This is a genomic window from Mycobacteroides sp. PCS013, from assembly GCF_049532645.1.
Lineage (GTDB): Bacteria > Actinomycetota > Actinomycetes > Mycobacteriales > Mycobacteriaceae > Mycobacterium > Mycobacterium gwanakae.
In genome coordinates this window covers 2,452,944-2,473,799 of record NZ_CP150131.1, presented here as the reverse complement: position 1 = coordinate 2,473,799, position 20,856 = coordinate 2,452,944, and the positions used below count along the sequence as shown (strand labels likewise).

Genomic DNA, 20,856 nt, shown 5'->3' with positions numbered 1-20,856 from the left:
ACATGCGAATTCTCATCGTGGGTGCCGGGGGAGTGGGCAGCGCGGCCGCGTTCATCGCGGCCCGTCGCGAGTTCTTCGAGGCGCTGGTGATCGCGGACTATGACATGGCCCGGGCGCAGGCGGTGGTGGATCGGCTCGGTGATCCCCGGTTCACGGCGGCCCGCATCGACGCCTCCTCGGCTGACGATGTCGCGGCGCTGTGCCGGGAGCATCGAATCACCCACGCGCTCAACGCGGTCGACCCTCGATTCGTGATGAGTGTGTTCGACGGGTGCTTCGCAACGGGCGTGACCTACCTCGACATGGCGATGAGTTTGTCGCATCGCCATCCGGAAAGACCGTACGAACTGCCCGGGGTGATGCTGGGCGATGAGCAGTTCGCCGCGGCCGAAAAATGGGAAGCCGCAGGGCTGTTGGCCCTGGTAGGTATCGGGGTCGAGCCGGGCCTGAGCGACGTGTTCGCGCGGTACGCCGCCGACCATCTGTTCTCCGAGATCGATGAGCTGGGCACTCGCGACGGATCCAATCTCGAAGTGCAGGGATACCGATTCGCGCCGTCCTTCTCGATCTGGACGACCATCGAGGAATGCCTGAATCCGCCCCTGATCTGGGAACGTAACAAGGGGTTCTTCACCACCGAACCGTTCAGCGAACCGGAGGTTTTCGACTTCCCCGGAGGCATCGGCCCCGTCGAATGCGTCAACGTCGAGCACGAGGAAGTGGTGCTCATGCCGCGCTGGGTGAACGCCCGGCGGGTGACATTCAAATACGGCCTCGGCGCCGAATTCATCAACGTGCTGCGCACCCTGCGTCTGGTCGGGCTGGACAGCACCGACCCGGTCAGCGTGCACGCCGACGGCCGCGCCGCCGCGGTCAGTCCTCGTGATGTGGTGGCGGCGTGCCTACCGGACCCGGCCGGGCTGGGGCATCTGATGCGCGGGGCCACCTGTGCGGGTCTGTGGGTGACTGGGACCGGTAAGGACGGCAAGCCCCGCGAGGTCTACCTGCATCACGTCGTCGACAACGAGTGGACGATGGCACGCGACGGTGCGCAATGTGTCGTGTGGCAGACCGCCGTGAACCCGGTGGTGGCCCTGGAACTGCTCGCCGAGGGTGCGTGGAGCGGCACTGGTGTGCTGGGGCCGGAGGCCTTCGACAGCCTCCCGTTCCTGGACCGGCTCAATACCTTTGGTGCACCGTGGGGCATGCAGGACCGTTTGGCCGCCTAGCGCTGAACCCCTTGGTACGGATTCGGCACCCGGCCATTGCTGGCCGCCGACAGGATCGGCAGCGTCGAGAAGGTGACTGCCGGGAGACGCAGCGAGGTGCCGTCGACGAGTTCGGCGCGTGCCCAGGCGTGCCTGTCGAATCCGAGGCCCTTGACCTCTGTCCACGGCAGCGTCCGGGTGCTTGCCAGCGTTCGTACCTGCACTGATTCGGTGTCGACTGCGGTCCGATACCGGAAGATGGCATAGGACATGGCGGCGGGGATCAGCAGCAGCGGCGCGAGGACCGGGAGGTACAGGACGAACGTCAGGATGCCGAGCGCCAGGAACCCGGACATGAAATGCGCCATCGGCGACGTCCTGATGACTGTGCGCTTCTCCTCGGTCATCCATCCATTGTCCCCGACGGTGAGGCGAGGGCGAGAATTCGGCCCGGAACTCAGTGGCTTCACGCTCGGCGAAGCCGCCCCTAGCAGGGATTTGACTCGGACCTCCAGAAACGACTACCGTACGCGGTGTGAACAACCCCGCCTTGCTCGTAGTAATCGGTATGCGCGTCGACGCGTAGCCCGAGTCCAAGGCAACTCGCGCACACTCGACGCGCAACCCTCGTACAGCAGACCGCTGGCGGGGGTTTTTTGTTGCCATAGGTTTTCAGTACGGACACAACAAGAGGACAGACCACCATGAGTGCACCTGCAAAGCCCAAGCCGGCTTCTGCTTCTGGGCCGGCCCCAGCAGCAGCTCCGGAAGCGAACACCGTCGCACCCCAGCGCGTCACCGGCGCGCAGTCGGTAGTGCGCTCGCTTGAGGAGCTCGGTGTCGAGGTCATCTTCGGTATTCCCGGCGGTGCGGTGCTGCCCGTGTACGACCCGCTGTACGACTCGGTGAAGGTCCGGCATGTCCTGGTGCGGCACGAGCAGGGTGGCGGGCACGCCGCCAGCGGGTACGCCCATGCCAGCGGCAAGGTCGGCGTCATGATGGCCACCTCCGGCCCGGGTGCCACCAACCTGGTCACCCCGTTGGCCGACGCGCAGATGGACTCCATCCCGGTGGTCGCGATCACCGGGCAGGTGGGGCGGGGCCTCATCGGCACCGACGCCTTCCAGGAAGCCGACATCTCCGGCATCACCATGCCGATCACCAAGCACAACTTCCTGGTGAACAACGCCGAGGAAATCCCTCGGGTCATCGCCGAGGCTTTCTACATCGCCCAGAGCGGCCGTCCCGGCGCGGTGCTCGTCGATATCCCCAAGGACGTGCTGCAGGCGCAGACCACGTTCAGCTGGCCGCCGCAGATCTATCTGCCCGGCTACAAGCCCGTCACCAAGCCGCACGGCAAGCAGGTCCGTGAGGCGGTTCGGCTCATCGCCGCCGCCAAGCGCCCGGTGCTGTATGTCGGTGGCGGTGTCATCCGCGCGGACGCATCCCCGGAACTCAAGGAATTGGCCGAACTGACCGGCATCCCCGTCGTCACCACCCTTATGGCGCGCGGTGCATTCCCCGACAGCCACGAGCTGCACATGGGTATGCCCGGGATGCACGGCACCGTCGGCGCGGTGGCAGCACTGCAGCGCAGCGATCTGCTGATCACCCTGGGCGCGCGTTTCGACGACCGCGTCACCGGGCAGCTGGACTCGTTCGCGCCGGACGCCAAGGTGATTCACGCCGATATCGACCCCGCCGAGATCGGTAAGAACCGCCACGCGGATGTGCCGATCGTCGGCGACGTGAAGAACGTCATCTCCGAGCTGACCGAAGCCATCCGGAACGACCGCGCGACCGGTGCGACCACCGATCTGTCCGAGTGGTGGGAGTACCTGTCCGGTATCCGCGCGACCTACCCGCTGGGATACGACGCACAGCACGACGGCAGCCTGGGCCCGGAGTTCGTCATCGAGACGTTGGGCAAGATCGCCGGACCCGACGCGGTCTACGTGGCGGGCGTTGGGCAGCACCAGATGTGGGCGGCACAGTTCGTCAAGTACGAGAACCCGCGTACCTGGCTCAACTCCGGTGGCCTGGGCACCATGGGCTTCGCGGTTCCCGCGGCCATGGGTGCCAAGATGGCGCGCCCCGAGGCCGAGGTGTGGGCCATCGACGGTGACGGCTGCTTCCAGATGACCAACCAGGAGCTGGCCACCTGCGCCATCGAGGGCGTGCCCATCAAGGTGGCACTCATCAACAACGGCAACCTGGGCATGGTGCGTCAGTGGCAGACGCTGTTCTACGAGCAGCGCTACTCGCAGACCGATTTGGCCACACACTCGCGGCGCATCCCCGATTTCGTGAAGCTGGCCGAGGCGCTTGGCTGCGTCGGATTGCGTTGCGAGCGTGAAGAGGACGTCGCCAAGGTGATCGAAGAGGCACGGGCCATCAACGATCGTCCGGTGGTCATCGACTTCATCGTCGGCGCCGACGCCCAGGTGTGGCCGATGGTCGCGGCGGGCACCAGCAATGACGAGATCCAGGCGGCGCGGGGCATCCGGCCGCTGTTCGACGATGATGAAACTGCGGAGCAGGAAGGGTCACGATGACCAGCACCCACACTCTGAGCGTTCTGGTCGAGGACCGTCCCGGTGTGCTCGCCCGTGTCGCCGCACTGTTTTCCCGTCGTGGCTTCAACATCGCATCGTTGGCGGTGGGCCCGACGGAGCTCAAAGGTATTTCGCGCATGACGATCGTCGTCACCGTCGACGATTTTCCGCTCGAACAGGTCACCAAGCAGCTCAACAAGCTCATCAACGTGATCAAGATCGTCGAACAGGACGAGGAGAATTCGGTGGCCCGCGAGCTGATGCTCGTCAAGGTGCGCGCCGATGCGACGGTGCGGGCGCAGGTCATCGAGGTGGTGAACCTGTTCCGTGCCAAGGTCGTGGATGTATCGCCGGAGTCGGTGACCATCGAGGCGACGGGCACCCAGTCCAAGCTGGATGCACTGCTGCGGATGCTCGACCCGTACGGTATTCGGGAGATCGTGCAGTCCGGCGTGGTCGCGCTGTCGCGCGGCCCGCGGTCCATCGCCGCCGCCAAGTAATACTTAAAAGAGAAGGTAAGAAGGGAAAAGCACTGTGGCAGTTGAGATGTTCTATGACGATGATGCGGACCTCACCCTGATTCAGGGCCGCAAGGTCGGCGTTATCGGGTACGGCAGCCAGGGACACGCGCACTCGCTGAGCCTGCGCGACTCCGGCGTTCAGGTGAAGGTCGGTCTGCGCGAGGGTTCGAAGTCGCGCGACAAGGTCACCGAGCAGGGTCTTGAGGTCGACACTCCCGAAGAGGTCGCCAAGTGGGCCGACGTCATCATGATCCTGGCGCCCGACACCGCGCAGGCCGAGATTTTCTCCAAGGAGATCGAGCCGCACCTCAAGGACGGCGACGCGCTGTTCTTCGGTCACGGCCTGAACATTCACTTCGGTCTGATCAAGCCCCCGGCCAACGTCACCGTTGCCATGGTCGCCCCCAAGGGCCCCGGCCACCTGGTGCGTCGTCAGTTCGTCGATGGCAAGGGTGTGCCTGCGCTCATCGCCGTGCACCAGGACCCCAAGGGTGAGGGCCAGGCCCTCGCGCTGTCCTACGCCAAGGGCATTGGTGGCACCCGCGCCGGCGTCATCAAGACCGACTTCAAGGAAGAGACCGAGACCGACCTGTTCGGTGAGCAGGCCGTGCTCTGCGGTGGCACCGAAGAACTGGTCAAGACCGGATTCGACGTCATGGTCGAGGCCGGATACGCCCCCGAGATGGCGTACTTCGAGGTGCTGCACGAGCTCAAGCTGATCGTCGACCTGATGTACGAGGGCGGCATCGCCCGCATGAACTACTCGGTGTCCGACACCGCGGAGTTCGGTGGGTACCTGTCGGGCCCGCGCGTCATCGACGCCGGCACCAAGCAGCGGATGAAGGACATCCTCACGGACATCCAGGACGGCACCTTCGTCAAGCGCCTCGTCGCCAACGTCGAGGGCGGCAACAAGGAGCTTGAGGGTCTGCGCAAGGAGAACGCCGAGCACCCGATCGAGGTCACCGGCAAGAAGCTGCGCGACCTGATGAGCTGGGTTGACCGGCCCATCACCGAGACCGCCTAGTCTCTGTTTATCTGAACGCAAGGCCCCCGCACTCTTCGGAGTGTCGGGGGCTTTTGCGTTTTCCGCGGTCGACGTTCAATGGGAATGGCGTCAATCGAATACTCCATTAGCAAGAATTACATCCTGGCCAAACGGGACAAAGACGTGCGCGTTGGTCGGGGACTCTGATAGCCCTGCGTCATGTCCTGCAAGAAGGTGATCCGCCTAGCGGTCGGTGAGGTTGGCAATCAGCTGTCTCCTACGTACCGAATCTGGAACAACCGAAATGACGTCTATCTCGGTGACCGAACGACGGCTCATTTCTTCAAGGTGAGTTTGCATGAGTCCGGGGTATGGACGGTGGCTGCAACCTCTGATTCCGGGTTGGAGTTGCAGCCGGGCAACCGGCGGCTCAAGAGGTGGTATCGCCCGCAACCGGAACCCGGCCAGACCTGGGTGTCGGGAACGAACATCGCAGTCCCGAGGATTCCAGAGGTTGATCACATCAAGATCACTGACAGCCACACCGGCAAGGGCAAGGATGTGGACTGGATTCCAGCGCCCGAGATCGGTACCAAGGCGGTGATTTCCCTGATACTCCCCGCGCCGGGCCAGTCTTTGGCTGACGCGATGGGTATCGAAACCGACTGCAACTACTTGGAATTAGACAACGCTCAGCGCGTTTACCCGATCTGCCAATACTCCCTTCTTGACCGTGTCGACCACGGGAACATCGCTGGCATCTTGGCCGATTCACAAGCGCCGGAGTGGATCAGCGCCAACAATAACGACGTGTTTGGGTTCCTAAGCTCCTGGATGCGAGGCGGATTGGTGCCATGCATCTACGTGGTCAAGTGGGGTGCCACACCAAATCCACTATTCCTCCGGCGGTGACCAGCGGGCGGTCCTGACGCCGTCCGGTTGTCTCGTTGTACCGCCATGGTCAATCCCTAACCTTGGTAAGACGGGAGTGGGTAATGTGCTCAATCGAGCGAAGGGAAGTTTAGGAATCCCGGAGTCTCGGCACCTACCAAAAGGCAAGGGCCACAATTAAATATTGTCAGGAGATCGAAATCGATGAGTAACAAATACCGTATAACCACACTGGTACTTCAATTCTGCAACCTGGTTGCACGAATAGTGCGGATTGTCATCGAGCTGGACCTTTAGAGGGCCAGCGTGGGCCAGGTACGGCTGGCCCACCCCCTTCAGTTACGGATCACTCCCCGTTCGGCGCCCACGCGTCGTGGATTTCCGCGCTGTAACACTCCGCTTGACGGGCACTTCCTTGAGGGAGCCGACAGCGCGCCGCAAGTTCAGGTTTAGTCGCACGAGCCACAGAACCCTCGCCGATAGCTCCACGCTCTCCAGACCGAATAGCTTCGGTGTGGCGCAGATCGCGAATACTCCAGCGACGACCACCGCGACAGATGCGAGTAGCCATATGAGGGTCGACGCGTTCATGGGAATTACTCTGACAACTGACGCTGACAACCATGGACACCTCGTTCTACCTGCATATTCGGTGTTTGCTACTGGGATTATGCGGAATCGAGGTCGATCGTTTAGGAAAAGTGATCTCCATCACATTGATGGAAGATGCAGGTCAGAATGTTGAGTTGCCAAAAGGAAGATGCACGATCTGCATGTCGGTGACGATACTGTGGTGTGAACGGGGCCCAGCAAACCAATTTTTGAACGCGTCTTGTGGCCTCTATCGACTTGGAAACCCGTACACGACCTCTCGGGCGCATTCACCACCGATCTAGCGTCCCGGGGGCAGGGGTGTCCCCGGTGGGTGCCTGCCGCTGCGGCGTGCCCTGCTCTAGGGCTCTGTACTCGGTAAGTGCGTCTGACGCGGCCACTGCGGAGGCCCACAGGTCAGGTGCTCCCGGCTACCTGGCACACACGCTGTGCGCGTGCCAGTTCCCCACCCACCACCTGCACAGCTGGGCGCAGTAGCGCCTGCCTTCTCCGCGTGCACGTGGTGACTCGCATCCTTCGCGTTCACAGACTGGGATCGGTTTGCGAATCTGGTTCAGCGTCAAAGGTGTTCGTGGGTTCCGGTTCCTTCATTGCATACTCGACTATGGCCATACCCGGAACGGTGGATACTGGAACGCGATGACCATCTCCCGTCCGTCCACCGTCGCCTCCCGACTTGCCGCCCCCGTCGCTGTGGGTGCGGCGGCGGTCGCGGGTTGTGCGGCGATCTGGCTCGGAGACCCGACAACGCCCGGGGGAGTGCTTCCGGTGTGTCCGTTCAAGGCGCTCACCGGCCTTGACTGTCCCGCGTGCGGTGGCCTGCGGATGGTCTACTCATTGATGCACGGTGACGTGCTGGCGGCACTGCGCTACAACGCGGTTGCCTTGGTGGCATTAGGTTTCCTCGCGGTCTGTTTCGTCGCGTGGACGCGCAGCCGCTGGCGGGGAGCCACTGATTGGAGTCCGCCATGGCTGCGCGGATGGGTGGCGTCCATCATTCTGGTGGTGTTCGTGGCCTGGTTCGTCATCAGGCTGATTCCGATCGCGCCGTTCACCGCGCTCCGAGTGTGAGGGTCTAGGCGGACTGCTCCATAAGTTCGCGGGCGTTCTCTCCCAACGTAATACCGTCATCGCCGATGAACAGTCTCGAGATCTCGCGCGCCATCGGCTCGAGTGTGAACGGCACAAAGGCAGGCTGCGCCACCCGTAGCAGCAGGGCCAGCACCGGGTCGGCGATGCGGGGAATCCCCAAATGACGCCGCACCTTTGGGGGCACCACCGCAACAGACGGCACGGCGGTGACGAGGGTGATCGCGGCGACCGCAGCCGCCGTCAGTCCACCGAAGCCCCGTGCGTTTCTGATCACCGATAGAGCGAATCGCATGCCACCCGGCACAAAACCCTTCACCATCCGGTATTCGGATTCGATCGAGTCGTAATAGGCCTCCACCTCCTCGGAGGTCACCGGCACCGTGTCCGGGTCGGCTCCCATGAGTTCGGCGAATGTCTTGACTTCCAAGAAGAATTGGTCGCGTTCGGCTTTGGGGAGACGCCGGGGGATAAGACGCCCCGGCGCGGGAGTGTTCTCGTAGATCCGTAGTGCCGCATGCATGATCGTCACATGCGCGAAGAGCACCAGGGCCGGGCCCTGCGCGTCGTAGGGCCGGTCGGTGCCGGGAATGACACCCTTCATGTTGCGGTGATAGTGACGCAGGTGCGCGGCGAGCGCATCGGCACTTGCGGTGTCGCCGAAGATGATCGGTATCGGGACGCCAGCGGTGCGCTGAATGCGCTTGACGGTGTCGTCGAAGTCGACCTGATTGCGCTTGCTCTTGGTGAACACCGGATCGTGGTTGATCTCTACAGCCTGCAGCCCCTCATGGCTGCCCTCCAGGAGAGCGGTCACCAGCACGATCATCGGTGCCACCGAGGGATGCAGAAACACCTTCCAGGTCACCGAGCCGGGGCCGAAGTAGCCGTAATCCGGGTGTCCGTCGGGGCCGGTACGTTGACCGGCGGGAGTGGCACCGTCTCCGCGGCGCCAGATTCGGGCTTTGGCATCACCGCGTGGCGGCATGCCCGCCGAGCGTGATGTTGCGGCGTGTGCAGCTGTGCTTGGCATCGTTGCCTCCCAGGGAGCGATTCGCTTCCCCCTCATTGGAGACGTTAACAACGCCAGTTGTCAACAGTGGCGCGCGCATCTGTTATCGGAGTGGCTCTCGTGTTGTGATCTCCGCCGATGAAACGCCAGCTACAGGCGGTTTGCATCGATCAGGTCAAGGCCCAGGGCGGTGGCATCGTGGATGACCGCTTTACCGTCACGGCGGCTGCGTACCAAGCGTGCTTGCCGCAGCGCCGAGGTGTGTTCGGATGCTGATGCGGGGCTGATCCCGAGGTTGCGGGCGATATCACCGGTGGTGTGCTCCGCGGTCAGCACGCGCAGTACCGCGGCTCGGGTCGATCCGAGTATTGCCGCGAGTGGGTCGGATTCAGCGCCGACACTGAGGGTCAAATCGATGGCGGCGGGGTACGCCAGGACGACCGGCTGCTCGCCGAGCTCACCGACCAGGGGTGGTCCCGCCCAGAAAACGCTGGGCGTCAACACGATGCCGCGGCCACGCAGCGCGATGGTGGTGCGTTGGGGACTGTCGATCTCAAGGCAGTCGCCATTCCATCGTGCGCCGGGGACAATCTTGCCGAGGGCGGCCCGCACACCGTGGCGCGCCATCACGCGTCCCTGCCGGACGAGTTCAATCTGATGGTTCGCCTGGATGTCGGGCCAGTACGGTTCCAGCACCGCTTTGTAGGCGCCTTTCGTCATGCGCCCCAATGCCACAGTGGCTTCGCGATCACCGGCGATGGCATGCCGGAGATACGGTGGTGCCCCGGCACCTTCGGTGGGGCCGCGCCCGAAGACGGCCAACTCTGCCAGCGCCTGCTGGCGATTCAGCTTTTCGATGGACCGCATACCCTCATCGAAGCTGTCGCCCAGCACGGTGGGCGACAGTGACCACGAAAAGTGGCTCACCACTGTACGTCCCGGTGCTGCCGCGATGGGAAATGCTGCCAGTGCGCGACAACGCCACCGCTCGCCCCACGGTGTGCGAATACCTTGCCGTAGTGCTCGTGTCGCGAACTTCATCTCCAACAAGGGCGCAGGCATGGGCAGAAACCTCGTCAAAGCAAGGTCATTCGCCGTGAAGATGAGTCGCAACACGCTGGCCTACAACCCGCTGCGGACCGCTTTGACGAGCATTTCCACACAATATGCCCATACCTGCCCGCACACCCATGAAATGTCTGCGTGGAACTGTCGGGAACGCAAACTACCTGTGAAACCGCATGGGGATGCTGCGCGGTCCCCGGATGGCGGGGGCATCCCTCCAGCTGACGGGGCCAATCACCTCGGGTCCGCGCGCCAGGATTTCACCGATGGCCACCGTGGTCTCCAGCTTGGCCAACGCCGAGCCCAGGCAATGGTGTGCGCCATATCCGAAGGCCAGCGGCGGGGTGCTCTTGCGGCCCAGCCGGAACTCCGCGGGATCGACGAACACCTGCGGATCGCGGTTTGCCGCGGCAATCGCGATAAGCACCGTCTGGCCCTCCCGGATCATGTGCCCGGCCAGATTGTGGTCCTCGGTCGCAACGCGCGCGGTGCCCTGTACCGGACCGTCGAGCCGGAGCAGTTCGGTAACGACCGCCGGGTCGTCGGGGTCGATCTCGTCGGCCAGCCGAAGGCCATGGGGGCGTGGGGCAAGCAGTCGAAGCATGCTCGCGCCCAGTAGGTTTGCCGTCGTCTCATGACCCGCGATGGCGATCATCAACGCCATGGTGACCACGTCTTCCAGCGACAGGTTGATATCGGATGCGATCAGGCTGAGAAGGTCGTCTCCGGGGTGTACGCGGCGGTCCGCGGCCAGCGGCAGAAGTTCGGTAGCGAGGGTCGCGCCCGCGGAGGTGCCGGCCAGGACAGTCTCGACGTCGGCGAAGGCCCCGAGCATCTGGATGATGACCGGCGACTCCTGGCGAAGGACGGCTGACGCCGCATCGTCCAGGCCGAGCCACTCGCCGATGATCGCGATCGGCAACGGCAGGGCGATATCGGTCATGAAGTCGAAAGTTTCTCCAGCTTGCGGATATTCGACGACCTGAGCGGTGATGGATTGCACGCCTTCGCGCAGGCCGGCGATGAACCCCGGGGTGAATACGTCGCGGACGGCGCCCCTGAGCTCGGTGTGGTCGGGTCCGTCGACGAAGAGCATGTTTCTGCCGAAGTCGGACAGGTCGAGGTACTCGGGGGCCGAGGCCCGCATCTGCGGGCTGGCGAGGGGATCGCTCGACCATCCGGTGCCACCCAGTACCTCGCGGGCCGGGTGGTAACCCAGAACCACCCAGGTTCCGGCATTCTCGTCCCAGACCACGTCGCCGCGGGCCCGCAGGTTTTCGTAGTAGCGGTAGGGATCCCTTGAATCCCAGGGAATCCGGGGTGCGATGGGGTCAGCCGTGGTCATGGTGATCCAATCCGAAGGGCAGGCCTCGCTCGCGGACCCATCCGACATGCTGTTTACCTAGCGGGGAAATGGCTTCGGCCACACCATCGAGATCATCGAGCAGCGCGTGCGTGTGCACCGTCGCGTTGAGCGTTGCCGAGAGCGCGCTGATGTTCAGATTGATCCGGGCCAGGAACACCAGGTCGCTGGGTATCGACATCTGATGCAGCGTCTGGAAGTTCAGCAGGGAACGGGTCGCGCTGTTCGATATCTCGCGGGTAAATGTCACCGGCTGAGGGCCCCGGATGTCCTGCACGGTTGCCCCGAGCCACTGAAAGACATCGTGAGCTGACAGCGGGGAGTCGGCGGCGAAATATCCGGCATCGACCATCAGCTGGCGTAGGTCTTCGCGGCGTTCCTCGGCGGCCGCGCGAATCATCTGCACGAGCCGATAGCGCAAGGACTCGGGCACCACCTTGATGCAGCCGAAGTCGACAAAACCGACGGACCCGTCCATCCCGAACCGATAGTTGCCCGGATGCGGGTCGGCGTGAAACAGATTCGCGTGCCGAAATGATCCGGTGCTGAAACGCCAGATCGTCTCCACCCAAACATCTTTGAGGTCCTGGTCCGCCCGTTGTGCGGCCACCCAATCCAGGCCGTCCAGATAGGTCATGGTGAGCACCCGATTGCCGGACGCTTCAGATATCACCTCGGGTATCCGGATAAAGGGATGGTCCGCGTAGAGCGCCGCGAAGGCCCTGATATTCGCCGCTTCGTGCCGATAGTCCAACTCCTCGGAGATGCGTGCGGCCACCTCGTCGGCCATGAGTCGATGGTCCAGTTGTGGCCGCGGCCCGGCAATACCTGTTGCGAAGCGCAGGAAAGTGGCCATCAGCTCCGCGTTCGATAGATCGTGCTCGATGGCTTGTGCCACACCGGGATACTGGACCTTGACGGCGACGGGGCGGCCATCGCGAAGGGTCGCTCGATGCACCTGGCCGATCGACGCCGCGGCGATCGGATCATCGCTGAATTCGGAGAAGAGTTCTTCGACGGATCTCCCAAGATCTTCTTCGAGGGCCTGGCGTGCCAACAAGGGATGCATGGGCGGTGCGTCAGCCTGCAGGCGCGTCAAGGCGTTTTGATATGGGGAAAGCTGGTTGTAGCCGTGGGATGCGATATCGGCGACCGAGAAGATTTGGCCGGCCTTCATCAGGACGCCCTTGGAGTGTCCGAGTAGTTCGGTGTAGCGCTCGGCGGTGCGTTCGTGGAACCGTTCGACGGCGCCGGTGTCCCCGGCTTTTTCGCGCAGGCCCGCGACGAGTCGCCCGCCTGCGGCTCGGGCGGTGAAGCCGGCCAGCGGCATGGTGCGCCGGATTCGGCCGCGCGGGATGGGATTGTCGCTCACAGCTGGACACCAATCTTTGACGGGTCTCGCGGCTCCAATCCGAACGGCAGCCCGCGCTCCCGCACCCATGCCACATGTCGTACCCCGAGCGCAGTGGTGGGCTCGGCGACACCGGTCATGTCTTCGACGACTGCGCGGGCGTCCACCGTGGCACCCAATTTGGACAGGGTTGACCGCACACCCAGCGGAACCCGGACGAAGTAGATGAGATCGGGCGGCAGCGCGATGCGTGCAGACAGTGAGTTCGGGCTGCTGGTGTCCAGGGTGGCCATATTCCGGTTGACCAGTTGGGCCGTATAGGTAACAGGTTGCGGACCAACAACATCCGGATTGTTCTGGTCCATCCACCGGTGCACTTCATCGGTCGTCATGGTGGATCCGGCGGGTATGAACCCGGCTTCGGTCATGATCGAGTGCAGGTCCCCGATTCTTTTCTGCAGGTTGGCGACGATCATTTGTATCCATGCCAGGCGCAGGCGTTCGGGAATGATCTTCACGGACCCGAAGTCGACGATCCCGATCGATCCGTCGAGGCCGAACCGGTAGTTCCCCGGGTGCAGGTCCGTGTAGAACGCCGAGGCGTGTTGTAGAGGGGAGAGGCTGAATCTCCACAGCGCCTCTCCCCACGTGTCTTTGAGTTCACGGCTGGACTGCTGAGCCTGCGCCCAGCCGATCCCGTCCACGTAGGTCATGGTGAGTACCCGGTCGCTGGATAGCTCCGGCACGGCCTCGGGGACTCGGATGAAGGGATGCCCACGGAACAGCTCGTGGAATGAGGCGATGTTGGCGGCCTCGCGGCGATAGTCGAGTTCTTCGGCGATCCGTTCCGAAATGTCTTCGGCCGTCGCGCGTAGGTCAATGGCGACGCTGCGACCGAGCAGGGACAGGAAGGTCCGCAGGAAGGTCGTGACGAGTTCGGTGTTGGCGAGATCTTCCTGAATGGCCTGGGCTACACCGGGATACTGGATCTTGACGGCGACCTCGCGGCCGTCGTGAAGGACCGCGCGATGAACCTGACCTATGGATGCCGAAGATATCGGCTCGTCGGTGAACTCGGCGTATGCCTTGTCCACCGAGAGCCCGAGCTCGGATTAGACGATGCTCCGTGCCAACGCGGGGTCCATGGGCGGCGACTGGGTCTGCAGCTTGGCCATCGCTCGCTCGTACGGCGAGATGCGCCCATCACCCATCGCGCTCGTGTCGATGCTCGAGAAGATCTGGCCGGCCTTCATCAGGACGCCCTTGGAGTGCCCGAGTAGTTCGGTGTAACGCTCGGCGGTCTTTTCATGGAAGCGGTCCACGGCGCCGGTGTCTCCGGCCTTCTCGCGCAAGCCTGCGACCAGTCGGCCGCCCGCGGCCCGGGCGGTGAATCCCGCCAGCGGCATCGTGCGCCGGATGCGGCCCCGGGGAACCAGGTCCTCTGTCATGACTACCTCCTACCGGTGAGCCAGAGCAGCTGTTAAAGTACTCACTGAGTGACACTAAGTGATTACTTGGGAGACGTCAATGGTTGAGATTTCTACAAAAGAACGCCTGGTCGCCGAGGCCATGAGGCTCTTTGGCGAGCAGGGGTACAAGGCGACTAGCGTCGCCCAGATCGAGAAGGCGGCCGGTCTTACTCCCGGATCAGGCGGGCTCTATCACCACTTCAAGTCCAAAGAAGCGCTGCTGGAGGCGGGCATCGATCGTCAGCTCGATCGCCGGCGCGCGATGCGTGACATTCGCGCGCTATTTGGTGGACTCGGTGACCTGCGTAACGAACTCACCATGATGGGTCGCTACCTGCTGACCGTGCTCGATGAGGAGTCGCAGCTGCTGCAGATCGCATCGAGTGTTCCGGCCGGTCACCTGGCCCGGCTCGATACCGCCTATGCCGCACTCTTCGATGGCCTCTACGCCGAGCTCACCGACTGGGTGCATGGCTGGGCCCCGGACATGGGCAAGGCGCAAGCGGAATCGATTGGGGCGCTGGGCGTCAACGCACTTTTGGGCAAGCGTGCGACCAGTACGGTTTTTCGGGCGCCGACCGCCGCCATCGCCGACGAGGACTACATCGCGGAATGGACGGCTGTACTGGCTACCAGGATCGAATCGCTGCGCTAGTCTCCGCCGGTGGCCATGACACCGGCGACCGTGCCCGTTGAGTCTGCGGTACCGCGCAGCCGGATCGTCGTCGCCTCCATGGTGGGTACAAGTATCGAGTTCTTCGACTTCTACATCTATGCCACCGCGGCGGTGCTGGTGTTCCCAACGTTGTTCTTTCCCAAGGGGGATGACACCGCGGCGCTTTTGTCGTCGTTCGCGACGTTCGGGTTGGCTTTCGTTGCCCGCCCCGTCGGCTCCATGGTGTTCGGGCATTTCGGCGATCGGATCGGCCGTAAGGCCACCCTCGTCGGATCGCTGATGACCATGGGGGTGGCGACCTTCGCGATCGGGCTGCTGCCCACCTTCGACGCCGTTGGCTACTGGGCGCCCGCGCTGCTCTCGCTGTTGCGCTTTTGTCAGGGTCTGGGATTGGGCGGGGAGTGGTCGGGGGCTGCGCTGCTGGCGACCGAAACCGCCGAGGAAGGGAAGCGGGGCTGGGCGGCGATGTGGCCCCAGTTGGGCGCCCCGATCGGATTCTTCTTCGCCAACGGCACTTTCCTGTTGCTGATGCTCGTCATGGGCTTCGACGCCAAGACGGCTGCGGCCAACCATGCTTTCCTGTCCTGGGGCTGGCGAGTCCCGTTTTTGGCCAGTGCGGTCATTGTGGTTGTCGGCCTTTATGTCCGGCTCAAACTCACCGAGACGCCCGTCTTCACCCAGGCAGTCGCCGAGGGCAAGAAGGTCCGCGCGCCGCTGGCCGAGGTGGCTAAGACTTCCTGGCGCCAGCTGGTGATCGGCACGTTCGTCATGCTGGCCACGTACACGATCTTCTACGTCGTCACGACCTGGGCGGCGTCGTACGGAACGGGGAAGGTGGTCGACAAGTCCGGGGTCAAGCTCGCGATCAGTTATGTCGATTTCCTACAGATGCAGCTGATTTCGGTGCTGTTCCTGGCGGCGTGCGTGCCGATATCCGGACGGGTGGCCGACAGGTACGGCCGCAGACCGGTGCTGCTGACGTTCACTGCCGGGATCATCGTGTTCGGGCTGTCGTTCGGCTGGTTCCTCGACCCCTCGACGGTGAACAAGCCGATGATGTTGGTGTTCTTGAGTGTGGGAATGGCATTGATGGGCCTGTCCTTTGGCCCGATGAGCGCCCTGCTGCCCGAGCTGTTCCCCACGAACGTGCGTTACACCGGGTCGGGGATCGCGTACAACTTCGCCTCCATCATCGGAGCCGCCGTCGCGCCGTTCATCGCCACCTGGCTGGTGCACGACTTCGGCGTCGCATGGGTAGGGGTCTACCTGTCGATCGCCGGTGTGTTGACATTCGTCGCATTGCTCGCCGCGCGCGAGACCCGTGGAGTGGATCTCGCCGAGGTCTGATTCAGCTGCCCAGGTCGATCGAGGGGAAGTAGATGACCTGCCCCACGGAAAGGTGATCGGGGTTTTCGATGAGGTTGGCGGCCGCCACCATCTGGACCGCGATCTGTGTCCGTGCGGTGTTGTAGTCGCCGTAGTTCTGCTGCGCCAGCTTCCAGAGTGTGTCGCCGGAGACGACGGTGTGGCGCCGGTTGAGCCGAGGCTGGATCAGCACGGAGCCGGGTTCCGGATCGTCACCGCTGAGCTGATTCGCGATGGCAATCACGATCCAGAGCGTCCAATCGCCATACCAGCGGTCCGCGAGCACCTGCAGCGTCTCGCCCGGCATCACGGTGTGATGTCCCACGTTGGCGAGGTCCGGCATCAGCAGCCATTCGCCGACAATCAGGTCGCGCTGCGATACACCGCTGGGGCTTTCGAACACCCCACTCATCGAGAAGCTGCCGTAGAAATGTTCGGCGATTGAGCCCTTGGTGTCACCCGCCTTGACCTGGTAGCGATAGGTGACGTACGGAATCTCAAGTTCCTGCCCCACCTCGATGAGATCAGGATCGGACAGATCGTTGACCACCGCGATCACGCGGTAGCGGCGTCCGTCGCCGTAGAACATTTCGGACAGTTTCCACAGGGTGTCACCACTGCGGACCGTGTATGGGCCACTGACAGGTAGTACATGTGTTTCGGTCATGCGCATAGCGTCATCCGGGCGCGCATCCTGGGTCGCGAGTAGTGCGCTACTCGATATGGCGGGCCACGACCACGGTTGTCGGCGACTGTGATGTCCGCCGCTTACGGCGGCACACTAGGCTATGGCGACGTGAGCGAACGTCCAGTCGTGCTGATTGCCGACAAACTTGCCCAGTCGACCGTCGAAGCACTTGGTGATGGTGTGGAGGTGCGCTGGGTCGACGGCCCGGATCGTCCCGCACTGCTGGCCGCGGTACCCGATGCTGACGCGCTGTTGGTGCGTTCGGCGACCACCGTGGATGCCGAGGTACTGGCTGCCGGCACCAAGCTCAAAATCGTCGCGCGTGCCGGCGTCGGACTCGACAACGTCGACGTCAAGGCCGCAACCGCACGCGGTGTCCTGGTGGTCAACGCACCCACCTCGAACATCCACAGCGCTGCCGAGCACGCCGTCACCCTGCTGCTGTCCACCGCGCGGCAGATCCCGGCCGCCGACGCCTCGCTCAAGGCGCACACCTGGAAGCGTTCGTCGTTCAACGGCACAGAGATCTTCGGCAAGACGGTCGGTGTGGTGGGCCTGGGCCGCATCGGCCAGCTGTTCGCGCAGCGCCTTGCCGCGTTCGGGACCCACATCGTCGCCTATGACCCCTACGTCTCGGCCGCTCGCGCCGCCCAGCTCGGCATTGAGCTGCTGACCCTCGACGAACTTTTGGGTCGGGCAGATTTCATCTCGGTGCACCTGCCCAAGACCCCGGAGACCGCGGGTCTGATCGGCAAGGAAGCCCTCGCCAAGACCAAGCCGGGCGTCATCATCGTCAACGCCGCACGCGGTGGGCTTATCGACGAGGCCGCCCTGGCTGACGCGATCCGCAGCGGTCACGTCCGCGGCGCCGGGCTCGACGTGTTCTCCACCGAGCCGTGCACCGACAGCCCGCTTTTCGAGCTCGACCAGGTTGTGGTGACCCCGCACCTGGGCGCCTCGACCAGCGAGGCCCAGGACCGCGCCGGTACCGATGTGGCGGCAAGCGTGAAGTTGGCCCTGGCAGGCGAATTCGTGCCCGACGCCGTCAACGTTGGCGGGGGAGTTGTCAGCGAAGAGGTCGCGCCGTGGCTTGAGGTTGTCCGCAAGCTTGGTGTGCTCATCGGGGCCGTCTCCGAGCAGCTGCCCACCTCGCTGTCGGTCGACGTCCGTGGCGAACTGGCCTCCGAAGACGTTGCGGTGCTGAAGCTTTCCGCGCTGCGCGGACTCTTCTCGTCGGTGATCGAGGATCAGGTGACCTTCGTGAACGCTCCGTCGATCGCCGAGGAGCGTGGCGTGAGTGCGGAGATCAGCACGGCCACCGAGAGCCCCAACCACCGCAGCGTTGTCGACGTGCGCGCCGTGTACGCCGATGGTTCGGTGATCAATGTGGCGGGCACTCTGTCCGGCCCGCAGCAGGTGCAGAAGATCGTCCAGATCAACGGACGCAACTTCGACCTGCGTGCCGAGGGCGAGAACCTGGTCATCAACTACGCCGACGTGCCCGGTGCCCTCGGCAAGATCGGCACCGTGCTGGGTTCGGCAGACGTCAACATCCAGGCCGCGCAGCTGAGCCAGGACGCTTCGGGCGAGGCGGCCACCATCATCCTGCGTATCGACCGCAGCGCCCCGGATGCCGTACTCGATGAGATCCGCGCTGCCGTGGGTGCGACAACCCTTGAGCTGGTGGATCTTTCATGACAAAGCTTGCGATCATCGCCGGCGACGGCATTGGCCCCGAGGTCATCGGCGAGGCGGTGAAGGTGCTCGACGCGGTGCTGCCCGGTGTCGAGAAGACCGAATACGACCTGGGTGCCCGCAGGTACCTGGCCACCGGTGAGCTCATGCCCGATTCGGTGCTCGACGAGCTGCGCGGGCACGACGCCATTCTGCTTGGTGCCATTGGTGATCCCTCGGTGCAGAGCGGAGTGCTGGAACGCGGTCTGCTGCTGCACACCCGATTCGCACTCGATCACCACATCAACCTGCGCCCCGCCAAGCTGTACCCGGGCGTGACGGGTCCGCTGGCGGGTAACCCGGCCATCGACCTGGTCGTGGTGCGCGAGGGCACCGAGGGGCCGTACACCGGCAACGGCGGCGCCATCCGCGTAGAGACCCCACACGAGGTCGCCACCGAGGTCAGTCTCAACACCCGCTTCGGAGTCGAGCGTGTGGTGCGCAACGCCTTCCAGCGCGCCGAGGCCCGTAGCAAGAACCTGACGCTCGTGCACAAGAACAACGTGCTCAAGTACGCCGGTTCGTTGTGGACGCGGACCGTCGACGAAGTCGCCACCGAGCACCCGGACGTGCAGGTTTCTTACCAGCACATCGACGCCGCCACCATCCACATGGTGACCGACCCGGGCCGGTTCGACGTCATCGTCACCGACAACCTTTTCGGCGACATCATCACCGACCTGACGGCCGCCGTCACCGGTGGAATCGGTTTGGCTGCAAGCGGAAACATCGACGGTTCGGGTAAGAACCCCTCGATGTTCGAGCCGGTGCACGGCAGTGCGCCCGATATCGCGGGGCAGGGGATCGCCGATCCCACCGCCGCTGTGGTGTCGGTGGCCCTGCTGCTGGATCACCTTGGCGAGAAGGAAGCCTCGGCGCGTGTGGAGAAGGCTGTCGAACAGCACCTGGCCACCCGGGGCGCGGAGAAGCTGTCCACCTCGGCCACCGGCGATCGGATCGCCAGCTTCCTGTAGTCCTGATCGAGTGCGAGCCTCACGCGGAAATCCAGCCGGAAAATCGCGTCAGGCTCGCATTCGGCGTTATTGGGCGGGTTTCTCCAGCTTCACCGGCACCAAACCGACAGCGGCCAAAGGGAACAACGCACACACGGCGAAGGCTGCGGAGAATCCCACCGCCGTGGCGATCGCCCCGAAAACCGGCGGTGCCACCGCGGCGGCCAGCAGCTGGCCGGTGTTCTGTGCGCCCAGGGCGCGGCCGCTCCAGAACGGTCCCGCGATTTCCGCGATCGATGTGTACGCCAGACCGTTGTCGGACACCGTGATCACCGACGCCACCAGCATGACGACGACGCTGATGGACCAGTCCAGTTGATTGGTGAGAGCCAATAGCGCCATGGCGGCTGACGCGGCCACCGCGATGGCCCGGATCGGGCGCATACGTGAACCCCAACGATCAGACCACATTCCGGCGGCAACCCGGCCGAGCGCGCCGGCCAGCTGCGCCACCGTCACCATGATGCTGGCCGCGCCGATGCTCCACCCTCTGTCGGTCACCAGCCACACCAGGGTGAAGGTCCACACGACCACCTGGGGAACCACCAGCAGCACCGACACCGCGTGGATCAGCCACAGCACCCGCGAACCGCGATATGGGTTGGACAGGTGTTCCTCGGGTGCTTCCGAGCGCGGTGGTCGCGGCGGGTCGATGATGCCCACCAGGCAGATCGCCGAGGACACCGCGCACACCGCCGCCGGGAAGATCAATGCCGTTGCCACACTGTGGCTTTCCGCGATGCGGGGGATCACCAGGGCGCCCAGCGCAACTCCGAGTGGTTGCGCCATCTGGCGGATGCCCATCACCGTGCCCCGCTGGCTCGGCGGGAACCACCCCACCACCACGCGCCCGCTGGCCGAGTTGCACGCTGCCGCAGACGCACCGCCCAACAGTAGGAAGACGCCCGTGAGCACCAACGACGGTGCCTCGGCTGCGGCGAACGCGGCCAGGGCGGTCAGCGCCAGACCGCTTACCAACGCGATCCGCTCACCGAATCTGTCGATGAGCGCGCCCCATGCGATGAGTGTCAGCACCATCCCGAAGCTGGGCATCGCCGACAGCAGCCCCGCGTTGGCGAGATCCAGGCCGCGTTCGGTGTGTAAGGCGGGGATGAGAAATGCCACACCGTTGATGAAGACATTGGCGGCGGCGGTGGACCCCAGGGAAATGGCCAGCATTGCCCAACGGCGTGCTGTACCAACCTCATCAACACGAACCATGAGTGCCATGGTTCCACATCTATCTCAAATTGTTG

17 protein-coding genes and 1 pseudogene are annotated in these 20,856 nt (G+C 63.9%); 10 read left to right on the top strand and 8 right to left on the bottom strand.

What is annotated here, in order from left to right; translation table 11 throughout:
• Positions 1-2 precede the first annotated feature (2 nt).
• Positions 3-1,229, top strand: coding sequence for a saccharopine dehydrogenase family protein (locus RHO23_RS12160; RefSeq protein WP_423489130.1), 1,227 nt, complete (start codon positions 3-5; stop codon positions 1,227-1,229).
• Here RHO23_RS12160 and RHO23_RS12155 read toward each other — a convergent pair.
• Positions 1,226-1,615, bottom strand: coding sequence for a PH domain-containing protein (locus RHO23_RS12155; RefSeq protein WP_030094120.1), 390 nt, complete (start codon positions 1,613-1,615; stop codon positions 1,226-1,228). The genes RHO23_RS12160 and RHO23_RS12155 overlap by 4 nt on opposite strands.
• A gap of 297 nt (positions 1,616-1,912) precedes the next feature.
• Between RHO23_RS12155 and RHO23_RS12150 the strand changes: the two genes are divergently transcribed.
• The 5 genes from RHO23_RS12150 (at position 1,913) to RHO23_RS12130 (ending at position 7,846) form a co-directional block, all read left to right on the top strand.
• Positions 1,913-3,763 (top strand): acetolactate synthase large subunit, encoded by a 1,851-nt coding sequence (locus tag RHO23_RS12150; RefSeq protein WP_030094119.1) that lies wholly within the window; start codon positions 1,913-1,915, stop codon positions 3,761-3,763.
• A complete protein-coding gene (gene ilvN / locus RHO23_RS12145; RefSeq protein ID WP_030094118.1) occupies positions 3,760-4,263 on the top strand; it encodes an acetolactate synthase small subunit in 504 nt (167 codons plus the stop codon). The genes RHO23_RS12150 and ilvN overlap by 4 nt, the downstream gene beginning before the upstream one ends.
• A gap of 46 nt (positions 4,264-4,309) precedes the next feature.
• Entirely contained in the window at positions 4,310-5,311 is a 1,002-nt protein-coding gene (gene ilvC / locus RHO23_RS12140) for a ketol-acid reductoisomerase (RefSeq protein WP_030094117.1), read from the top strand.
• Between the two features lie 180 nt (positions 5,312-5,491).
• A complete protein-coding gene (locus tag RHO23_RS12135; protein ID WP_064409228.1) occupies positions 5,492-6,184 on the top strand; it encodes a hypothetical protein in 693 nt (230 codons plus the stop codon).
• Positions 6,185-7,414: 1,230 nt separating this feature from the next.
• Positions 7,415-7,846 (top strand): DUF2752 domain-containing protein, encoded by a 432-nt coding sequence (locus RHO23_RS12130; protein WP_064409227.1) that lies wholly within the window; start codon positions 7,415-7,417, stop codon positions 7,844-7,846.
• A gap of 4 nt (positions 7,847-7,850) precedes the next feature.
• On the opposite strand, the gene RHO23_RS12125 is transcribed toward RHO23_RS12130, so the two are convergent.
• The 5 genes and pseudogenes from RHO23_RS12125 to RHO23_RS12105 form a co-directional block, all read right to left on the bottom strand.
• Positions 7,851-8,897 carry an oxygenase MpaB family protein gene (locus RHO23_RS12125; RefSeq protein WP_046254262.1) on the bottom strand — a complete coding sequence of 349 codons (1,047 nt, stop codon included), beginning with the start codon at positions 8,895-8,897 and terminating at the stop codon, positions 7,851-7,853.
• A 129-nt stretch (positions 8,898-9,026) separates the two neighbouring features.
• The gene (locus tag RHO23_RS12120; RefSeq protein ID WP_064409226.1) at positions 9,027-9,992 is read right to left on the bottom strand and encodes an ArsR/SmtB family transcription factor; all 966 of its coding nucleotides are present in this window, start codon (positions 9,990-9,992) and stop codon (positions 9,027-9,029) included.
• 109 nt (positions 9,993-10,101) lie between these two features.
• The gene (locus RHO23_RS12115) at positions 10,102-11,286 is read right to left on the bottom strand and encodes a cytochrome P450 (RefSeq protein ID WP_423489129.1); all 1,185 of its coding nucleotides are present in this window, start codon (positions 11,284-11,286) and stop codon (positions 10,102-10,104) included.
• Positions 11,273-12,676, bottom strand: coding sequence for an ABC1 kinase family protein (locus RHO23_RS12110; RefSeq protein ID WP_423489128.1), 1,404 nt, complete (start codon positions 12,674-12,676; stop codon positions 11,273-11,275). The genes RHO23_RS12115 and RHO23_RS12110 overlap by 14 nt, the downstream gene beginning before the upstream one ends.
• Positions 12,673-14,103, bottom strand: a pseudogene (locus tag RHO23_RS12105) (ABC1 kinase family protein). The gene RHO23_RS12110 and the pseudogene RHO23_RS12105 overlap by 4 nt, the downstream one beginning before the upstream one ends.
• A 79-nt stretch (positions 14,104-14,182) precedes the next feature.
• Here RHO23_RS12105 and RHO23_RS12100 point away from each other — a divergent pair.
• The gene (locus tag RHO23_RS12100; RefSeq protein ID WP_046254257.1) at positions 14,183-14,779 is read left to right on the top strand and encodes a TetR/AcrR family transcriptional regulator; all 597 of its coding nucleotides are present in this window, start codon (positions 14,183-14,185) and stop codon (positions 14,777-14,779) included.
• A gap of 15 nt (positions 14,780-14,794) precedes the next feature.
• Positions 14,795-16,147 carry an MFS transporter gene (locus RHO23_RS12095; RefSeq protein ID WP_423489222.1) on the top strand — a complete coding sequence of 451 codons (1,353 nt, stop codon included), beginning with the start codon at positions 14,795-14,797 and terminating at the stop codon, positions 16,145-16,147.
• Position 16,148: 1 nt separating this feature from the next.
• On the opposite strand, the gene RHO23_RS12090 is transcribed toward RHO23_RS12095, so the two are convergent.
• Complete coding sequence (locus RHO23_RS12090) at positions 16,149-16,832, bottom strand: LysM peptidoglycan-binding domain-containing protein (protein WP_232783305.1); 684 nt, start codon at positions 16,830-16,832, stop codon at positions 16,149-16,151.
• 147 nt (positions 16,833-16,979) lie between these two features.
• Here RHO23_RS12090 and serA point away from each other — a divergent pair, with 147 nt between their 5' ends.
• Both serA and RHO23_RS12080 read left to right on the top strand, forming a co-directional pair.
• Complete coding sequence (gene serA / locus RHO23_RS12085; protein WP_030094107.1) at positions 16,980-18,551, top strand: phosphoglycerate dehydrogenase; 1,572 nt, start codon at positions 16,980-16,982, stop codon at positions 18,549-18,551.
• Positions 18,548-19,561, top strand: a complete 1,014-nt coding sequence (locus RHO23_RS12080) for a 3-isopropylmalate dehydrogenase (RefSeq protein WP_030094106.1) — start codon at positions 18,548-18,550, stop codon at positions 19,559-19,561. The genes serA and RHO23_RS12080 overlap by 4 nt, the downstream gene beginning before the upstream one ends.
• A gap of 66 nt (positions 19,562-19,627) precedes the next feature.
• Here the strand turns inward: RHO23_RS12080 and RHO23_RS12075 are convergent, their stop codons facing one another.
• Positions 19,628-20,830 (bottom strand): MFS transporter, encoded by a 1,203-nt coding sequence (locus RHO23_RS12075; protein ID WP_046254252.1) that lies wholly within the window; start codon positions 20,828-20,830, stop codon positions 19,628-19,630.
• Positions 20,831-20,856: the final 26 nt, after the last annotated feature.